This is a genomic window from Nocardioides sp. S5-5, assembly GCF_054954065.1.
Genome location: NZ_CP199913.1, coordinates 86,464 through 103,998, shown reverse-complemented (window position 1 = coordinate 103,998; position 17,535 = coordinate 86,464). Strand labels below are relative to the sequence as shown.

Below are 17,535 nucleotides of genomic sequence, written 5' to 3'. Positions count from 1 at the left end.
CTCGATCTAGTGGGTCGGGGCGTCCGACGCGGCTGAACGCTGGCGAGACGACCCCCAGGCTCGGGAGCGGACGCGCCGCATCCCGAGGTGACGGGCTGCTTCGGCGGTTGCGCGGCAGCCATGGCGCCCCTCAGGGCCGACGAGCCTCCTGGGCAGCGATCCACGACTGGAGAAGTGTCGGTGCCGACCGGGGATCGAGGCCTGTCAGATCCCGCCACTTGGCCAAGCGGTACGTGAGGGTGTTCGCGTGCATGTTGAGCGACTTGGCTGTGGCCGCCAACGACAGCGAGTTCTCCCAGTGAGCGATCACGGCGTCAGCGAGATGTGGGTGCTCACGAGCGACCGCCACGAGGCCGGCCATCACGGGCACGAGGCGGTCGCGGTGCGCCGCGACACAGGCGAGAACCCAGTTGTCCGAGAAGTCACTGACCCGTCGCGGCGCCGTGGCAGCATCCACGGCCAGTCGCGCATCTTCCAGACTCGCGGCAGCACCATCCAGACCCGGGCGGAGCATCCCGGTGCCCCACCGGCCCTCCGGGTGAGTCTCCGCGTAGGCGCGGACGACGTTCGACGATGATTCGTCGGCGATCACAACGAGGTGAGCTCCTCGCGCGGCACAGATGATCTGGGCACCGAGACCGGTGATGCTGCGTTGCAGCTCGAAGGACACCTCGGCACTGGATCGTGGCGGCGCCCACACGAGCGCCTGCCAGCGCGCGGTGGCCGGCATACGCAACGTCTCGGCGATGGCGCGGACCTCGTCGTCGACCACACCACTGGTGAGCCGCTCCACGAGGCGGTGGATCAGGGTGATCCTGTGGCCTTGGAGACTCTGCGCCACCTCGAAATGGGCCGCGGTGAGCGCTGAGGAAAGAACGTGGAGCGAGTCCATCATCCGGCTGGCGAGCCGCGGCAGCGCGGGGTCACTCGCTTCGTCGGAAGCGCGCACGAGAGCGTTCCAGACCTCGCTGTCACCGATGTGGTAGGCGTCGATGAGGCTCGAGATCTGTACCTGCTGCCGTGCCCGAGCCCTGGCCAACCGTGCAGCGGACTCGAGGTCTGCAGCGTCAGGTGGCCGGTCGTACCTCACCGCCTCCAGACGACGGCGGAGCTGCTCGTGAACAGCCTCCCAATGCTCGTCCTCAGCGACGACGAGGTACTCGGGCAGCTCGTGCCGGATCCGTCTGACCGCGTTGGAGACCACCGCGTCCAGGTCGCTGCGCACGCGAGAGCACAGCGCCTGCACCTCCACGGGCGAACTCGAGCCAGATTGGGGATTATCACGAATCTGCACGTGGAGATGCTACGCGCTTCGTCGGTTCTGCCGTAGCGCGCACCGGGCGGCGTTCCGGACAATATGGGGAAGATCCCGAAGTGCGGCAGGTTGCCGCCGTCTCCCGCGCTGCCCACCGAGTAGTGCTGGAGCGTGAGTAGTCAGGAACTGACATGACGGTCGCCATGCCCGATCACGACACGCCCGATCACGCCGCAACAGACCCGGCGGCGTACCGACTCGAAGACCGCTACGAGGTCGGGGGCGGACGCTCGCTCCTCACCGGCGTGCAGGCCATCGCGCGAGCCCTGATCGAGCTCCGCGCACGCGACGCGGCACGCGGTCGAGACGTCGCCGTCTTCGTCTCGGGGTACCAAGGCTCACCGCTGGGCGGCCTCGACAGCCTGCTCGGGTCCATCCCTGGTCTGCGTGAGAACCACCGCATCCACCTCAACCCCGGGGTCAACGAGGAACTGGCGGCGACGTCGGTGTGGGGTACTCAGCTGTCGATTCCCGACGACACGAGGACCGTAGATGGGGTCGTGGGCGTCTGGTACGGGAAGGGGCCAGGCCTCGACCGCGCCTCGGACGCGATCCGTCACGCCAACATGTACGGGACCGACCCCGGAGGCGGAGTGGTGGCCTTCGTCGGTGACGACCCGTCGTCGAAGTCGTCCACGCTCCCCTACGCCAGCGACGCAACCCTGGCGGCGTTGAACATGCCGTTCTTCACCCCACGCAACGCTGAGGAGGTCATCGTACACACGCTCGCGGCGGTCGAGCTGTCACGGTTCTCTGGGTGTTGGGTCGGGGTCAAGGTCGTGAGCGACGTCGCAGACGGCATGTGGACGGTTGCTCGGGACTTCCAGTCACTGGAGTTCGAGCGGCCGCTTGTCGAATGGGAGGGACGTCCCTGGGCCTACGCCCAACGACCGGTGCGGACGCCGTCCGAGAGCCTTCGGGTCGAGTCCGAGCTCGTCGGTCCACGCTGGGCTGCCGTCGAGTCGTTCCTGGCGGCCAACGACCTGGACACCGTACGTCCCGCCGCTGCCCCTGCCGTTCTGGGCGTCATCGGTAGCGGGACGGCAATCGATGCTGCCGTGCAGGCCTTCCGCGACCTCGGTCTCGACGACGAGGCACTGTCCCGCAGTGGGATCCGCCTGATGGACGTTGCCGCGCCGTACCCGCTCGCCCGGGAGCGGGTCGCAGCGTTCGCCCAGGGCCTCGAGAAGATCCTGGTGATCGAGGAGAAGGGTCCGGTGATCGAGCAGCAGATCAAGGATCTCCTGTACGCCCACCCTGACCGCCCGACGATCCTCGGGAAACGCGACGAGTCGGGAGCTGTGCTGGTCCCGGCCGACGGAGAACTCGTCGCCGAGCGGCTGTACGGCCCAGTGCGTCGCTTCGCCGGCGACAGCGTCTCGTTCACCTCGAAGCCGCCGCGTCGCGTCACCCTCGACCTGCTCAGCGTGCAGCGCACGCCCTACTTCTGCTCGGGCTGTCCGCACAACACCTCGACCGTGGTGCCGGAGGGCTCCGTGGCAGGAGGGGGGATCGGCTGCCACACTCTGGCGTCGGTGTCCTCACGCCAGGACTCCGCGATCACCGGATGGACCCAGATGGGCGGCGAGGGCGCGCAGTGGATCGGCCAGGCGGCGTGGAGCTCGCACCATCACATCTTCCAGAACGTCGGGGACGGCACCTTCTTCCACTCTGGTCAGCTCGCTGTACAGGCGGCCATCGCTGCAGGCGTCAACATCACCTACAAGGTCCTCTACAACTCAGCGGTCGCCATGACCGGCGCCCAGGACCCGCAGGCAGCACTCCCGGTACCCGCCCTCGCGCGCAAGCTCCTCGCCGAAGGGGTCACTCGGATCATCGTGTGCGCCGATGAGCCGGAGCGCTACCGGAGGGTCCGCATGCCTCGGGGCACGGTCGTGTGGCCGCGTGAGCGACTCGACGAGGCGCAGCGCCTCCTTCGCGACGTCGAGGGCGTCACCGTCCTGGTGTACGACCAGCAGTGCGCCGCGAACGCCCGTCGGTTGCGGAAGCGGGGCAAGCTCGAGCCGCGTCCGACCCGCGTGGTGATCAACCCCGATGTCTGTGAAGGATGTGGGGACTGCGGGGTCAAGAGCAACTGCCTCTCCGTGCAGCCCGTCGACACCGAGCTCGGCCGCAAGACCCACATCGACCAGACCAGCTGCAACTCCGACTACAGCTGCTTGCACGGAGACTGTCCGAGCTTCGTCACCGTGACCGACGCGCCGAGGAGGACCCGGTCCAAGCGGACCGTCCCTCCAGCGCCGCAGGTGCCGGAGGTGGACATCGAGTTGGCCGACTCGAACGTGTTCATGGCCGGGATCGGCGGGACCGGGATCGTCACCGTCAATCAGGTGATCGCGACAGCGGCGATGAGCGCGGGTTACGAGGTCCGGGGCCTGGACCAGACTGGTCTGAGCCAGAAGGCCGGACCGGTCGTGTCGCACCTCCAGCTGGTCGTCGACACCGGCGCCCCAGCGAACCGCGTCAGTGAGCAGGCGGCAGACCTGTACCTGGCCTTTGACCTGCTCGTGGCGGCTGACGCGAAGAACGCGGCACGCACCGGGCCCGAGACGACGGTGATCGCCTCAACCAGTGCGACGCCTACGGGCGACATGGTCGCCGACGCATCCATCACCTACCCCGACACCGACCTGCTGCTCGAGCGCCTGCGTGGCGACTCGAAGCACGTCGTCGACTTCGACGCGCAGTTCGTGGCCGAGCAGCTCTTCGGCTCGGTCGAGACCGCGAACCTGTTGCTGGTCGGGGCTGCCTACCAGGCAGGAAGCTTGCCGATTCCGGCCCAGGCCATCGAGGCCGCCATCACGCTCAATGGCGTAGCCGTGGAGACCAACATCGCCGCCTTCCGGTGGGGACGCGCCGTCGTCGCTGATCCGCGGTCGCTGCCGGCTCGTGCGGGAACTGCGACGCGAGACCCCTCGGTCAGGACCCGCAAGGGGCTCGAGGCATCGGGCATCGGCGGCGAGACGTTGCGGATCGCCACGGACCGGGCGGCCCGGCTCGAGTCCTACCAGGGCCCTTCCCTGGCGCGCTCGTACGTGGACGTGGTCGCAAAGGCGTGGAGCGCCGAGCGAGCGATAGGCGTCGACACGGGTTTCAGCGAGCAGGTCGCGCGTAACTTCTACAAGCTCACCGCCTACAAGGACGAGTACGAAGTCGCGCGGCTGCTGATGGCGCCGGACGCCCTGGCCGCCGTTCACGCCGAGGGTGGACCCGGGAAGGTCCGTTTCAACTTGCACCCTCCGGCCCTGCGTGCCCTCGGCGTCGGCAAGAAGATCCAGCTCGGTCCCTGGTTCCACCCGGTGATGCGTCTGCTAGCGACGCTCAAGTTCGTCCGAGGCCACTGGTTCGATCCCTTCGGCCACACGGCTGTTCGACGTCTGGAGAGGAGACTGGCGAGCGAGTACGAAGCCGTGGTGCACGAACTGATCAGGTCGCTCTCGCCGACGAACTACGAGATCTCGACCCGGATCGCGGCTCTGCCGGAGATGGTGCGGGGATATGAGGACATCAAGGTCAAGAACGCCGAGGCCTACGAGCGCGAGCTCAGCGCGCTCCTGGCCGAGAGGCAGGCGGTTGCCCCGTGACCATGCGACACCTCACCAGCCAGGATCCAAACTCGTCCGTGCTCGAGGCAATGAGCGAGCCCAACAGCCCTCACGAGCAGGTCATCTACTGCAACGACCCGCACTCGGGGCTGAGGGCGATCATCGCCATCCACTCGCTCGCACTGGGGCCCGCGGTCGGCGGTTGTCGCTTCTTCCCGTACGACGACGAGGCGAATGCGCTGGCCGACGTCCTCCGGCTGTCCCGTGGCATGACCTACAAGGCGGCTGCTGCCGGGCTCGACACGGGCGGGGGCAAGGCCGTCATCATCGGGGACCCCACCCGCGACAAGACCCCGCAGCTGCTCGAGGCTTTCGGTAGGTTCGTCGACCGCCTCGGCGGCAACTACTCCACGGCCGGCGACGTCGGCACCGACTCCGACGACATGGATATCATCGGCCGCGCCACCCGTCATGTTGCCTTCCGCACCGCCGGCAGCGGTGGATCCGGCGACAGCGGCAGGAACACAGCGCTCGGAGTCTTCCAAGGCATTCTCGCTGCGGCTGAACACCGGTGGGGTTCGCCCGAGCTCCGTGGCCGACACGTCGGCGTCGAGGGTCTGGGCAAGGTCGGATTCCAGCTGGCCGTGATGCTGCACCAGGCCGGCGCCACGGTGACCGCAGCGGACCCGTCCGAGTCGGCCCGCGCCAGGGCGACATCGGCCGTTCCCGATCTGCGGGTCGTGGAGTCCGTCCGTGAGCTGCCCGCGGACGTGTACGCCCCCTGCGGGCTGGGCGGCAGCCTCAACCACGACCTCGCCAGCCGGATCAGAGCCGAGATCGTCTGCGGTGGCGCGAACAACCAACTGACCGCCCCCGACGTGGCGGAGGCCCTATCCCGGTCCGGGGTGACCTGGGTCCCCGACTTCGTCGCGAACGTGGGTGGACTCATCCAGGCGGTGGCTGAGCTGCATGGGGAGACTCCGGCCTCGGCGCGGGAACGCGTGCTTGGAATCCGCGCCACGGTACTCGAGGTCCTCGAGGACGCCGAGGCCAATGGGTCCACGACGCTTCGCGCCGCCGACGCCAGGGTGGAGCGACGTCTCGCTGCTGCCCGCTCTCGCCAGGGCGCTGTCTGATGCGTGGGATCGGTGTAGTCGGAGGTGGACTGATGGGCGCGGGCATCGCCGAGGTGGGCGCTCGCGCGGGGCTGGACGTGATTCTCGTGGAGTCCGGCACGCAAGCGGCGGCGTCCGCGCGATCCCGCATTGACGCCTCGCTCCAGCGTGCCGAGGCAAAGGGAAAACTGGGCCAGGGCAAGACAGCGCACCAGGTACTGGACCGGATCGCTGTGACCACGGATCTCGACGCCCTCTGGGATCGCGACCTCGTTGTCGAGGCCATCACAGAGGACGAGCGGGCCAAGACAGCCCTCTTCGGTGAACTGGACAGGATCGTCACGACGCCCGATGCAATCCTCGCGTCGAACACATCGTCCATACCGATCATGAAGCTGGGGGTGGCGACTGAGCGGCCGGAACACGTTGTGGGCATCCACTTCTTCAATCCCGTCCCGGTGCTGCCGCTGGTCGAACTCGTCCCCTCGCTGCTCACCGCACCCGACACCGTGCAGCGATCCCGAGCATTCGTCGAGGACCAGCTCGGCAAGCAAGCGATCGACTGTCAGGACCGCGCAGGCTTCGTCGTGAACGCGCTGTTGATCCCCTTCGTCCTCTCCGCCATCCGTATGTGCGAATCGGGCTTCGCGACACCCGAGGACATCGACCAAGGCCTCGTCCTCGGCGCGGCGCACCCGCAGGGCCCACTGGCGCTCGCGGACCTCATCGGGTTGGACACGACCAAGGCCGTGGCCGACTCGCTCTACGACGAGTTCAAGGAGCCGCTCTACGCCGCGCCGCCCCTGCTTCAACGGATGGTGGCAGCCGGCCTCCTGGGACGAAAGGTCGGACGAGGCTTCTACAACTACGAGGGGAGTTCGCTATGAACCGCGTGACTACCGACTGCGACGGGAGCGAGGCACTATCCGACGCGGCGGGACGCGAAACGACCATTGAGCCGCTGACGCCAGAGGAATGGCGAGCGGCAATCCTCAGCACGGTTGAATCGGACTGAGTCGTGGACAGCTCACTGCCACTGTTCGCCTTGCCCGAAGAGCACCAGGCGATCCGCGAGGCCGTCCGCGCCATCTGCGACGACAAGGTGGCCCCGTTCGCCGCCGAGGTGGACGAGCAGGCGCGCTACCCGCAGGAGGCCCACGACGCCCTGGTCGCCGCGGACTTCCACGCACCGCACGTGCCCGAGGAGTACGGCGGCGCCGGCGCCGACGCGCTGGCGACCTGCATCGTCATCGAGGAGGTCGCGCGGGCGTGCGTGGCGTCCTCACTGATCCCCGCGGTCAACAAGCTCGGCTCGCTGCCCGTGCAGATCGGCGGCTCGGACGAGCTGAAGAAGAAGTACCTCTCCAAGCTCGCCACCGGCGAGGGCGGGTTCTCCTACTGCCTGTCGGAGCCCGACGCGGGCTCCGACGCGGCCAACCAGAAGACCCGGGCGGTGCGCGACGGCGACCACTACGTGCTCAACGGCGTGAAGAGGTGGATCACCAACGCCGGCGTCTCGGAGTACTACACGGTGATGGCCGTGACCGACCCCGAGAAGCGCTCGCGGGGCATCACCGCGTTCGTGGTGGAGAAGTCCGACGAGGGCGTCACCTTCGGTGCCCCGGAGAAGAAGCTCGGCATCAAGGGCAGCCCGACGCGGGAGGTGTACCTCGACAACGTCCGGATCCCGGCCGACCGGGTGATCGGCGCCGAGGGCACCGGCTTCGAGACCGCGATGAAGACCCTCGACAACACCCGGGTCACGATCGCCGCGCAGGCGGTCGGCGTCGCGCAGGGCGCGCTGGACTACGCGCTGGACTACGCCCAGGAGCGGCAGCAGTTCGGCAAGCCGATCAGCGACTTTCAGGGCCTGCAGTTCCTGCTCGCCGACATGGGCATGAAGGTCGAGGCCGCCCGCCAGATGACCTACGCCGCCGCCGGCAAGTCCGAGCGCGGCGACGCCGACCTGACGTTCTTCGGCGCCGCCGCGAAGTGCTTCGCCTCCGACGTCGCGATGGAGGTCACCACCAACGCCGTCCAGGTCCTCGGCGGCTACGGCTACACCCGCGACTACCCGGTCGAGCGGATGATGCGCGACGCCAAGATCACCCAGATCTACGAGGGCACCAACCAGGTCCAGCGGATCGTGATCGCCCGCCAGCTGCTGGCCAGAGTGCAGTCCCAGATCTGATCCGCCGACAGGCAGGGCGTATTGCCAGCTCCAGCGCCTCCGCCTTGCTAAGTGGCCTCCTGGGACCACCAGCAGATGATTCGGCGAAACAGTCGCCCGCGCTGTCAACATCGCCTACCCAGTCGACTCCGCGCGCCACGTCGGCCCCACTCGCGCCTCCTCGGCGTGGTCTCCGCCGGCCTGGCGATCCTCGCCCACCTCCCCGAGCCCGAGATCGATGCGTTCTTCGCCCACACCCACCTGACGACCGAATGGGGGCCACAGCACTGCGAGGCCGCCGTCCGAAGACGCCTCGCCGCTACCCGTAGAACCGGCTGGTCCCTCAACCCAGGCCACGTCGTGGAGGGCTCGTGGGGCATGGCAGCTGCCGTCTTCGACAAGACCGACCGACCCGAGTGGGCACTCACCCTGACCGGGATCGAACAACGCTTCCGCCGAGACCGGCAACCCTCCCTCGGCAGACTCCTGCTCGAGGAGGCACACCGCCTGTCCCGCCTCGCGTGACTACGGCGCGAACACCAACAAACGGAGCCGACGACATCCCCGTCAACCGAACTCGGCAACACTCCGGCGATCGACCCCACGCGTCTCCGCCCGTGCACCCCTCGAGGTTCCGGCACCCGGAAGACCCAGTGGGCCGGCCCAGGATCTTTTTCAGACGACTTGATCGCTGAAGACGCCCGACGCGACTTAGGTGACTGAGACCACCAGATACGCATGCAAGGAGGCCACGCCTCAGCAACGGCGACATCCGAACACGAGCAACTCCACCGACCCCAGGGAGCGCCCCGGAATGGACGAAGCCCCGGATCAAGGACTCGGGGCCCGTCACAGTTGTGCGTGAGAGGGGAGTTGAACCGTAAGACAACCACGCTCGATCACGCGTGAACGACCGTTCTGAGCGTGAAACCGGCGTCCGTTTGCCTCCAGTTGCCTCCCGTTTCCTCGGGTCCGTGCACCCCGGGGGTGCACCAGCCGTATCCAGTTGAGCCGGCTCTCGCCGGCACAGCAACCATAGTCGATGAGCGCGTAGGTCCGGCACTGAATGCCACCCGGTGCAACCGCTCCCAAGACGCCGCCGATCCGCCCTCACATGCCGAGTACGCGCGTTGCCGGCGGACATACCAAGGCCGGACGCGGCCTCGTTTCCCACGCTCAGCCCGTGCGCGAAACGGCACTTTGGTACGTCGGTCGGTCAGCCGATGGGGCGCCCACTACTGGCCGCGTCCCGCTCGGTCGTAGCCGATGAGCGGGTGCCGGACACCGTGACTACCTCATGAGGCGGTCGCCCTCATGACTTCGGGACGGGCTGTTTCCACGCGACGTCGGTAAGACGAAGTTGTCAGAGCACCTGCACCGTTCTGACTTCGCCGACAACGTCCCAAGCGTCGCTACTGCAAGTCATCGGTCGGCGGGGCGGGCGTGCCGCAGTCAACAGTGCTACTTCCACGTCTCCAGTGCGTCGCCCACCACAGGCGCGTTCTTCGCCAGGGTGGTTCGCCAATCCAGTCGGCGCTTGTGCTGCAGATGGCCGATGACGACGATGCGGGCGACGCCGAGTTGGTTGGCGACTTGGTCGACCCACGGTCCGCCGATCCGGGCTGGGACCTGTGGGAATGCGGACCGAAACAGTAGTTCGCCAGCTAGGTCGTCAGCCTCCGACTCCTGAACGCCGTGCCCGGCGTGCGGGTCGACGATCTCCTCGACGATGTAGTGGTGTTCGTCGGCGTGCCCCTTCAGGATGTGAGCGATCTCGTGCAGCAGCGTGAACAACACCTTGTCCAGGCGCTTGCCTCGCCCGGACAGGCCGATCACCGGATAGCCGTCGACGTACATGGCTCCTCCGTCGATCTTTGCTGACGGGAAGGCGTCGACGAAGACCAGACGCACGCCGGCCTCCCGGAATCGATCCGGAAGTTGCTCGAAGTCCTCCGACGTGTGCAGGGTCTGCGACAGGCTCCGGGCCAAGTCCCTGAGCTTCTTGGCGCTGTAGGGCTCTGCCGGCGGTTGCCTTCGCGCCTGTCGGCGGACACAGGCGAACCAGGTGGTCTGCAGGAGGCTCAGATCCTCGTGCTTGTTCGCGCGGCGGGCCGCGACCAGAAACGCCGGCTCGTCTTCGAGGGAATCGAGTTCGTACAGCTCCATGACCTGCTTCGCGAGGTCACCCAGATTGGTGGCGGTGAGAATGCGGCGCTTGCGTAGCAGTTCGACGGGGGCGTGCTTGCTGATCAAGGCTCGAGTGCGGACCTCACTAAGGCGGGTCTGCGTCCCTGCGTCCTTTGCCTGCTTTGCGAGCAGAAACTGGTCCTGCAGGTTGAGCCATAGTTCAGCGCTGGTGCCGAGCGCCGCCGCGATCTGGGCAGCCGACTCGCGCGTGATCTCTTTCTTGCCGTTGATGATCTCGGAGACGAACTGGGTCGGTCGTCCGAGAATCGCGGCGAAGTCACCTTGCGACCAGTCACGGGCCTCGAGCTCATCGGCGAGCAGCTTTCCGACCGGGTCTTGGTCGATTGGCAGCGGGTCATGCGCAGAGGTGGTGTTCACGGCGTGTCCCTTTCGGGAGAAAGGAGCTCGAAGACCACGGGGCCCTCGGCGCTCTTGAAGTTCAGTCCGACCACGCGGCCCGAGCTCAACGTGGCCCGCGCCTTGGCGGGGTCCTCGGTGTGCGGCTCGACCCGCAGCATGCGCAGGTTCCGAAGATCCGTGTGGGTCTTCGCGGCCCGTGCGCAGTAGTCGAGGCGGCGGTATTCCTTCGCCTCAGTGTGGCTCCAGCCGTCCGGCCGAAATGCGGCGTCCCTGACGAGACGGCTCAAGTCTCCGTCCAGGTACTCCCGATCCACGTTGTCCAGTCTCCATCACCCATGGGCTGATGACATCCCTACGGGCAGGACGCTAGCGGCCTCGGCGGCGAGTCGCTCTCGCCGACACGCCGGTGCGTTACTCGTATACACGTCTTCACCTCTTAGGTGATGCCCACCATGCTACACTGAAGTCAAGCCCGGCCTTCCTGGGTGGACACAGCGGTCAACCCACCTCGGGAGCCGCCGAGCAGAGGAGTACCAACGGAATGAACACCACCGTCAACGGCAAGGCCGACGACAAACCCGACCACGGCAAGGACGTCACGTTCACCGTTCACGACGAGGACGACGGCGCGTCGGGCACCTTCACCGTCAAGCGCGGCTCCAGCCTCGCCGCCGCCATCGCCGCCGCGTACGCGGCCGTGAAGCGGACCCCCGCCGAGGGCGACCAGATCAAGGCCGACGGCACCGGCACGCCGATCACCGCCGGCGCGCACGACACCGTCGCGGCGTACCTCGCCCACGGCGGCGTCCTCGTCTGGCTGATCTCCGGCCCGACCGGCGGCGCCACCCTGTGACGTCGGCAGTGATCCCTGCGCACGCCCTCGCCCGGGCAGCCGCGGAAGCACACCTTCAGGTGCTCGACCCGCGGCTGTCCGAGTGGGGCTGGACCACCAGGTGGGTCGGCGATGTGCAGCTGCGCGTCGACGCCCTCGGCGTCCGCGCCGACGGGCAGGCCGACCCCTACGTCGTCGACCTCGAGTTCTCCACCTACGACGTCGAGCCGCCCCGCGTCCGGTTCGTCCTGCCTGACGCCTACGGCCAGCAGCCGACCAGCAACAGCATCTGGTGGCCGAAGTTCGAGGGGGCGCCACCGTTCGAGTTCGCGCTGCACCACTCTTTCCCGTTCGAGAACGGGACCCGCCCAGAACAGCTCGTCTGCTTCAGCCACAGCCGCGACTACTACTACTCCGGACACAGCCCGCAGCCCGGCCAGCGCTGGCAGCAGGGGAGGCACACCGTCGCCGCGACCCTCACCCGGCTGCGTCATGTGCTGACCGCGCCGTACTACCAGGGACCCTCCGGTGCTGATCCTCTCTGACGCCACCTGGAGACAGATGCTCGCGATGCTGGCCACGAGCCAGCCTGGCGTGGAGCGAGTCGCCTACCTCGACGGCGTCCGCACCGGCGACGGCGCCGGCCTCAGGGCGGGGATCGTCACGACCGTCACCGTCCCCCATGCAATGCAGAGCGCCGGACACTTCACCGTCAGCGCCGAGGAGATGTCCCGCGCCGGCGCGCACCTCCGCCGCCACGGCCTCGTCCGCCTCGCCCAGGTCCACACCCACCCCGGGCACGACACCCGCCACAGCCCCACCGACGACGAGCGCGCCTACAGCCGCAAGGCCGGCGCCGTCTCGATCGTCCTGCCCTGGCACGCCGCCGGTGACCCTTCCCCGACCGACGGCACCGTCCAGGTCCACGACGGCCACGGCTGGCGTCAGCTCAACCAGGTCGACGCCGAGACGCTCATCCGCGTCATTCCCGCCACCGTCGACACTCGCCCGATTGGGGTCGGTGTCCCCGCTGGGCAGCCCGGCACAGGTTCGTCGCGAGGCCGGAGGAGGTGGGGGCCATGGGCGACGATCTGGGCGCACGTCACGCGTCGACGCTGAACGGGACGCTGCTCCCACCCGGTAAGCAGCCCAATGTCGCCGTCGTCCTCGAAACGGCGGCTGCAGCATCGCCCGCATGGCAGGCCGCGACGTGGCTGCTGTGCGAGCTCGTCAGCCGCGGCCTCGGGCACGCCTCGACGCTCACGATCGTCACCGGCGACACGACCGCCGTCATCGCCCTGCCGGGCGTCGCAGTCGGCGAGGCCTTCGGGCCCGCCCTCGTGGCCCGCTCCGCCACGATCGGCGGCGTTCCGGCCGCCCTTCCCGACAATGCGCCTCTGGACGCGATCACGGTCCGCGTCGGGCCGGGCAGGTCGGCCGCAGAACTCGAGGTCATCGCAGACAACTGGGCCGGCGGCGTCCGCACCCCAGGCGAAGCCCCTCACCTCGGCCTCGACGATCCAGCCCTGCTCATCGGGTCCCTCATCGGGGCCTGCCACGCGGCGGCCGCCCTGTTCCGACAGGCCCGGCTTTCCGAGCCCGGCCCCAGCAGCGTCTGGCACGACGCCTGGACCCTCCAGCTGAGCAACTTAACCGAGGCCACGCCCTCCGCCGGCCCCAGCCGCGCCACCCTCCGCCTCGACGACCTGGCCCTCGCCGGCATGGGCGCCGTCGGCAACGCTTTCGCACTTACCGCCCTTACCCATCGCGGCGCCAGGGGGACCCTCCGCGCTGCCGACTACGACGGCGTTGACCTCACCAACCTCAACCGCTGCCTGCTGTTCGTCCGCGACCACCTCGGCCACCTCAAGGCCGACGTCGCCAACGCCGTCACCCGCGACCTCGGTCAGCCCCAGGCGGCCCTGCTAGTCACACCGGAGCGGGCTGAGCAGGCCTTCCGCAACACCCCTGTCCCGACCCTCGTCAGCGCGGTCGACACCAACCGCGCCCGCCAGGCGATCAACCAGCTCGTTCCGCGGACCGCACTCGCCGGCAGCACCTTCAACCTGCGAGTCCAGACCAACACATTCGGCCAACCCGGTCCCTGCCTGCGCTGCGGCAACGCGCCCGAACCGGTGGAGCCGGACCGGGACGTCAAGGCCAGAGTGCTCGCTGCCAAGGCGGACGAGCTCGAAGAACTGGCCGTCCAAGCCGGCCAAGACGTCGTGAAGCTCCTCACTTGGGCATCCGCCCCCGGCTGTGGCGAGCTCGACGCCACGGTCCTGCCCGCCCTCCGGCAGGAGGGGGCCGCCACCTTCTCGGTCGGGTTCGTCTCCGCCCTCTCCGGCGTCCTGCTCGCCGGGACCGCAATCCGGGCCCAGCACGAGCCTCTGGGCGCTCCGATTATCGCCCGGGCGCAACTCCTCCGGCCGGGCGAACGCCTTCAGGGGCCGCAGCCGTCAGTCGCTGAGCCTGGGTGCCCTGCTTGCGGGCCGCGAAGCGCACTGCCGGGGACGTGGCGACGGATCTGGGAGTGACTGCCGGCACCGATGTTCGTCAGGCGAACACGACGAGCGGACCCTCAGGAACCGAAAGGGCCGTGCTCGATGTCGTCGAGCACGCTGACCAGGGGCAGGTAGGCGTCAACACCGGCTCGGCCGACGTCCTATGCCGCAACCGAGCGTCCGGCGTAGACGCCGTTTGGAAACCCCGGCTGCTACCAGCCGGAGCCGTCTCCGCGCCGACCGGGCTGCCGTTCAGCGCAGTCACAACAGACGGTGCGCCCCCAGGGGTGCACGACGGCTTCAAAATCGTCGTCAGAAAGTCGCCGCAGACTGATCGCCCGGACCCACCGCTGAGACGTAGGTGACTGAGACCAGCACACCCACGCAGCTGAGGAGGCCACGCCGCAGCAACGGCGACAAGCGAACATCGCGAGGCGCTCCACCCCCGGCGATACAACCTTGGCCGGAATGGACGAAGCCCCGGATCCGAGGATCCGGGGCCAGCCGCTGACGTGCGCGAGGGGGGAGTTGAACCCCCACGTCCTTTCGGACACACGGACCTGAACCGTGCGCGTCTGCCTATTCCGCCACTCGCGCGTGAAGCCCCGCAAGGTTATCCCAGCCAGGACCCCTCGCCCAAAACGGGGGGCGGGGCAGCGAAGGTCCCGGGTCGTGCGGGGCGCCACCGATACGATCGTGGGACTGTCGGGCAGGGGGCTCGGCGAGTGAGGCGTGCGGAAGGAGGGCGAGCGACGTGGGTGGACTGCAGCGGTTCGAGCAGCGGCTCGAGCAGGCGATCTCCGGCGTGTTCGCGCGCACCTTCCGCAGTGCGGTGCAGCCAGTCGAGGTGGCCGCGGCGCTGCAGCGCGAGCTCGACAACAAGGCGCAGGTGCTGTCGCGTCAGCGGCGGCTGGTGCCCAACAGCTTCGTGGTCGAGCTGTCCGAGGGCGACCTGGAGCGGCTGGCGCCGTACGACTCGGCGTTGGAGAGCGAGCTGTCGACCCAACTGAGCGAGCACGCCGAGCTGCAGTCGTACGTCTTCCCGGGCCCGATCCGGATCGTGTTCGAGTCGGCGGAGGACCTGGGGACGGGACGGTTCCGGGTGCGCAGCCAGGCGGAGGCGGAGGTCACCGACCAGAGCCGGCGATCCAGCACCCAGCGCACCCGCGCGGTGCTCGAGGTCAACGGCACCCAGCACCCGCTCCAGGCGCCGGGACTAGTCGTGGGGCGCGGCAGCGAGGCCGACCTGCGGATCAACGACCCCGGGGTGAGCCGGCGACACGCCGAGTTCCTGATCACGAGCCCGCCCCCCCGGTCCGGTACGACGACCGCCGGCCCCGTCCACGTCGAGGTCCACGACATGGGCTCGACCAACGGAATCCGCGTGGACGGGCAGAAGGTCGCGCGGGCGGCCCTGCGCGACGGCTCGCGGGTCCAGATCGGGCACACCTCGCTCGTGCTCCGACTGCTCCAGGAGGCCGGCGGTGTCTGAGCTGACCCTGTTCCTCGTGCGGATCGCGTACCTCGCGATCCTGTGGATCTTCGTGCTCTCCGCGATCTCGGTGATCCGCTCCGACATGTTCGGGGCCCGGGTGCCGGCGCCGGCGGCGCCCGGCAAGCAGCCGCGGGCGCCGAAGCCGGCCAGCCCGCGCCGCGGCCAGCCGACCAAGGTCGAGGTGGTCCAGGGTGTCAACACCGGGATCGTGGCGGACCTCTCGCAGGCGCCGGTGCTGATCGGACGCGGCAACGACGCGGCGATCCGCCTCGACGACGACTACGTCTCCACCCGGCACGCGCGCATCGTCGAGTCCGGCGGCCAGTGGTACGTCGAGGACCTCGGCTCCACGAACGGCACCTACCTCGGCAGCCAGCGGCTCACCCAGCCTGTCCCGGTCGGTCTCGGCTCGCAGATCCGAATCGGAAAGACCATCGTGGAGCTGAGGAAGTAGGCATGGCCGCATGACCGACCCCGGCAACGACTCCCCGGCCCCGGAGACCGAGGAGGTGCCCGTCCCCGACGCCGCGCCCGAGGTACCGATCGATGCGCAGGGGGTGCCGCACGACCCCCAGCCCGACACGGTCGACGTACCCCTCCCGGTGACCCGCCCGCTGCTCCAGCTCGACGGGTACGCCGTGTCCGACGTCGGCCGGGTGCGCAAGGACAACCAGGACTCCGGCTACTCCGGCCCGTGGCTGCTCGCCGTCTGCGACGGCGTGGGTGGGGCGGCCCGCGGCGACATCGCCTCCGGTACGGCGATCGGCGAGCTGCGCCAGCTCGACGAGTCCCCCGGCTCGGTGGACGTGATCGACCGGGTCAACGACGGCCTCCACGAGGCGCACGTCTCGATCGGCGCGCAGGTCGACCAGGACCCCGCCCTCAACGGCACCAGTACGACGGCCACGGTCGCGCTCTTCGACGGCCAGCGGCTCGCGGTCGGCCACATCGGCGACTCGCGCGCCTACCTGCTGCGCGACGGCGAGCTCTCCCAGCTGACCAACGACCACACCTTCGTGCAGAGTCTGATCGACGAGGGCCGGATCACCGAGGCGGAGGCGCGGGTCCACCCCCACCGCAACCTGATCCTCAAGGCGCTCGACGGCCTCCACGACGTGGAGCCGGACCTGTTCGCGCTGGAGCTGGTGCCGGGCGACCGGCTGTTCTTGTGCAGCGACGGCGCGTGCGGCGTGCTCGAGGACGACCGGATCACCGCGCTGCTGGGCGACGGGACGCCGGAGTTCAGCTCGATCGAGCTGGTCCGGGCCAGCCTGGACGCCGGCAGCTCCGACAACGTGACCTGCGTGGTCGCCGACGTCGTCGACCCGGCCGAGCGGACACCGGGCGACCCGATGGTGGTCGGCGCCGCGGCCGACATGAGCCGGCGGCGGGCGCGCGGCCTGTTCCGCGGCCACCGCTCCGGCGACACCGGCGAGCTCGAGCCGGTCACCGCCGAGATCCCCGCCGGGGTCGGCTACGCCATCCCCGAGGACCCGATCGTCGACCCGGAGGCGCTGCGCTATGCCCCGCAGCCGCCGCCGCGCTTCGCCTGGGCCCGACGCGTGCTGGCGGCCGCGATCGCGCTCGGCCTGGTCTGGATCGCGCTCGGCACGGCGTACTGGTGGAGCCAGCAGAAGTACTACGTCGGCGAGCAGGACGGCTATGTCGTCATCTACCGCGGCGTCGACGTGCCGGGCCTGTCCCACGTCTACGAGGTCTCCGACCTCGAGGTCGAGGACCTGCAGGAGTCCACGCAGGAGGAGGTCCGGGGCGGCGCGATGATCTACGGCAGCGTCGAGCGGGCGCGCGCCGCGATCACCCGGATCGGCGCCAACGGCCGGCAGTCCCAGGACCGGACGACCCCCGCCCCGACCACCACGCCGACCACCACGCCGCCCACCACGCCGCCCACCGACTCGGCCTCGCCGTTCACCACCCCGACCGAGGGCGGCGCGGCCGACCTGACCACGCTCGGCCCCCAGGGGTCGTGA

15 protein-coding genes and 1 tRNA gene are annotated in these 17,535 nt (G+C 69.0%); 12 read left to right on the top strand and 4 right to left on the bottom strand.

The genetic code is table 11. The features are described 5' to 3' along the window. Window positions 1–130: 130 nt before the first annotated feature. Window positions 131–1,252 (bottom strand): PucR family transcriptional regulator, encoded by a 1,122-nt coding sequence (locus tag ACUP6Y_RS00445; RefSeq protein WP_462553636.1) that lies wholly within the window; start codon window positions 1,250–1,252, stop codon window positions 131–133. Between the two features lie 194 nt (window positions 1,253–1,446). On the opposite strand from ACUP6Y_RS00445, the gene ACUP6Y_RS00440 reads away from it, so the two are divergent. The 5 genes from ACUP6Y_RS00440 to ACUP6Y_RS00420 all read left to right on the top strand — a co-directional run bounded on the left by ACUP6Y_RS00440 (window position 1,447) and on the right by ACUP6Y_RS00420 (window position 8,691). After that, on the top strand, window positions 1,447–4,920 hold the full coding sequence (locus ACUP6Y_RS00440) for an indolepyruvate ferredoxin oxidoreductase family protein (protein WP_462553635.1): 3,474 nt from the start codon (window positions 1,447–1,449) through the stop codon (window positions 4,918–4,920). Between the two features lie 50 nt (window positions 4,921–4,970). Then, window positions 4,971–6,017, top strand: a complete 1,047-nt coding sequence (locus ACUP6Y_RS00435; RefSeq protein WP_462553634.1) for a Glu/Leu/Phe/Val dehydrogenase dimerization domain-containing protein — start codon at window positions 4,971–4,973, stop codon at window positions 6,015–6,017. Beyond that, the gene (locus ACUP6Y_RS00430; RefSeq protein ID WP_462553633.1) at window positions 6,017–6,883 is read left to right on the top strand and encodes a 3-hydroxybutyryl-CoA dehydrogenase; all 867 of its coding nucleotides are present in this window, start codon (window positions 6,017–6,019) and stop codon (window positions 6,881–6,883) included. The genes ACUP6Y_RS00435 and ACUP6Y_RS00430 overlap by 1 nt, the downstream gene beginning before the upstream one ends. A gap of 131 nt (window positions 6,884–7,014) precedes the next feature. Beyond that, entirely contained in the window at window positions 7,015–8,187 is a 1,173-nt protein-coding gene (locus ACUP6Y_RS00425) for an acyl-CoA dehydrogenase family protein (protein ID WP_462553632.1), read from the top strand. A 165-nt stretch (window positions 8,188–8,352) separates the two neighbouring features. Then, window positions 8,353–8,691, top strand: a complete 339-nt coding sequence (locus tag ACUP6Y_RS00420) for an IclR family transcriptional regulator domain-containing protein (RefSeq protein ID WP_462553631.1) — start codon at window positions 8,353–8,355, stop codon at window positions 8,689–8,691. 936 nt (window positions 8,692–9,627) lie between these two features. On the opposite strand, the gene ACUP6Y_RS00415 is transcribed toward ACUP6Y_RS00420, so the two are convergent. Both ACUP6Y_RS00415 and ACUP6Y_RS00410 read right to left on the bottom strand, forming a co-directional pair. After that, entirely contained in the window at window positions 9,628–10,731 is a 1,104-nt protein-coding gene (locus tag ACUP6Y_RS00415; RefSeq protein WP_462553630.1) for a helix-turn-helix domain-containing protein, read from the bottom strand. Next, on the bottom strand, window positions 10,728–11,027 hold the full coding sequence (locus ACUP6Y_RS00410) for a hypothetical protein (RefSeq protein WP_462553629.1): 300 nt from the start codon (window positions 11,025–11,027) through the stop codon (window positions 10,728–10,730). The genes ACUP6Y_RS00415 and ACUP6Y_RS00410 overlap by 4 nt, the downstream gene beginning before the upstream one ends. Before the next feature lie 227 nt (window positions 11,028–11,254). On the opposite strand from ACUP6Y_RS00410, the gene ACUP6Y_RS00405 reads away from it, so the two are divergent. From ACUP6Y_RS00405 to ACUP6Y_RS00390, 4 genes are read left to right on the top strand one after another with little or no spacing between them, the layout of a single operon-like run. Beyond that, the gene (locus ACUP6Y_RS00405; RefSeq protein ID WP_462553628.1) at window positions 11,255–11,566 is read left to right on the top strand and encodes a hypothetical protein; all 312 of its coding nucleotides are present in this window, start codon (window positions 11,255–11,257) and stop codon (window positions 11,564–11,566) included. A gap of 59 nt (window positions 11,567–11,625) precedes the next feature. Continuing rightward, window positions 11,626–12,090 carry a hypothetical protein gene (locus ACUP6Y_RS00400; RefSeq protein ID WP_462553627.1) on the top strand — a complete coding sequence of 155 codons (465 nt, stop codon included), beginning with the start codon at window positions 11,626–11,628 and terminating at the stop codon, window positions 12,088–12,090. Next, entirely contained in the window at window positions 12,074–12,664 is a 591-nt protein-coding gene (locus tag ACUP6Y_RS00395; protein WP_462553626.1) for a Mov34/MPN/PAD-1 family protein, read from the top strand. Before ACUP6Y_RS00400 ends, ACUP6Y_RS00395 begins: the two co-directional genes overlap by 17 nt. Continuing rightward, a complete protein-coding gene (locus tag ACUP6Y_RS00390; protein ID WP_462553625.1) occupies window positions 12,625–14,082 on the top strand; it encodes a ThiF family adenylyltransferase in 1,458 nt (485 codons plus the stop codon). Before ACUP6Y_RS00395 ends, ACUP6Y_RS00390 begins: the two co-directional genes overlap by 40 nt. Before the next feature lie 480 nt (window positions 14,083–14,562). Here ACUP6Y_RS00390 and ACUP6Y_RS00385 read toward each other — a convergent pair. After that, window positions 14,563–14,646, bottom strand: a tRNA-Leu gene (locus ACUP6Y_RS00385). 157 nt (window positions 14,647–14,803) lie between these two features. Between ACUP6Y_RS00385 and ACUP6Y_RS00380 the strand changes: the two genes are divergently transcribed. The 3 genes from ACUP6Y_RS00380 to ACUP6Y_RS00370 are packed head-to-tail and all read left to right on the top strand — an operon-like array spanning window position 14,804 to window position 17,535. Further along, a complete protein-coding gene (locus ACUP6Y_RS00380; protein WP_462553624.1) occupies window positions 14,804–15,541 on the top strand; it encodes an FhaA domain-containing protein in 738 nt (245 codons plus the stop codon). Next, window positions 15,534–15,998, top strand: coding sequence for an FHA domain-containing protein FhaB/FipA (locus ACUP6Y_RS00375; RefSeq protein WP_141005251.1), 465 nt, complete (start codon window positions 15,534–15,536; stop codon window positions 15,996–15,998). Before ACUP6Y_RS00380 ends, ACUP6Y_RS00375 begins: the two co-directional genes overlap by 8 nt. Window positions 15,999–16,008: 10 nt before the next feature. Beyond that, on the top strand, window positions 16,009–17,535 hold the full coding sequence (locus ACUP6Y_RS00370) for a PP2C family protein-serine/threonine phosphatase (protein WP_462553623.1): 1,527 nt from the start codon (window positions 16,009–16,011) through the stop codon (window positions 17,533–17,535).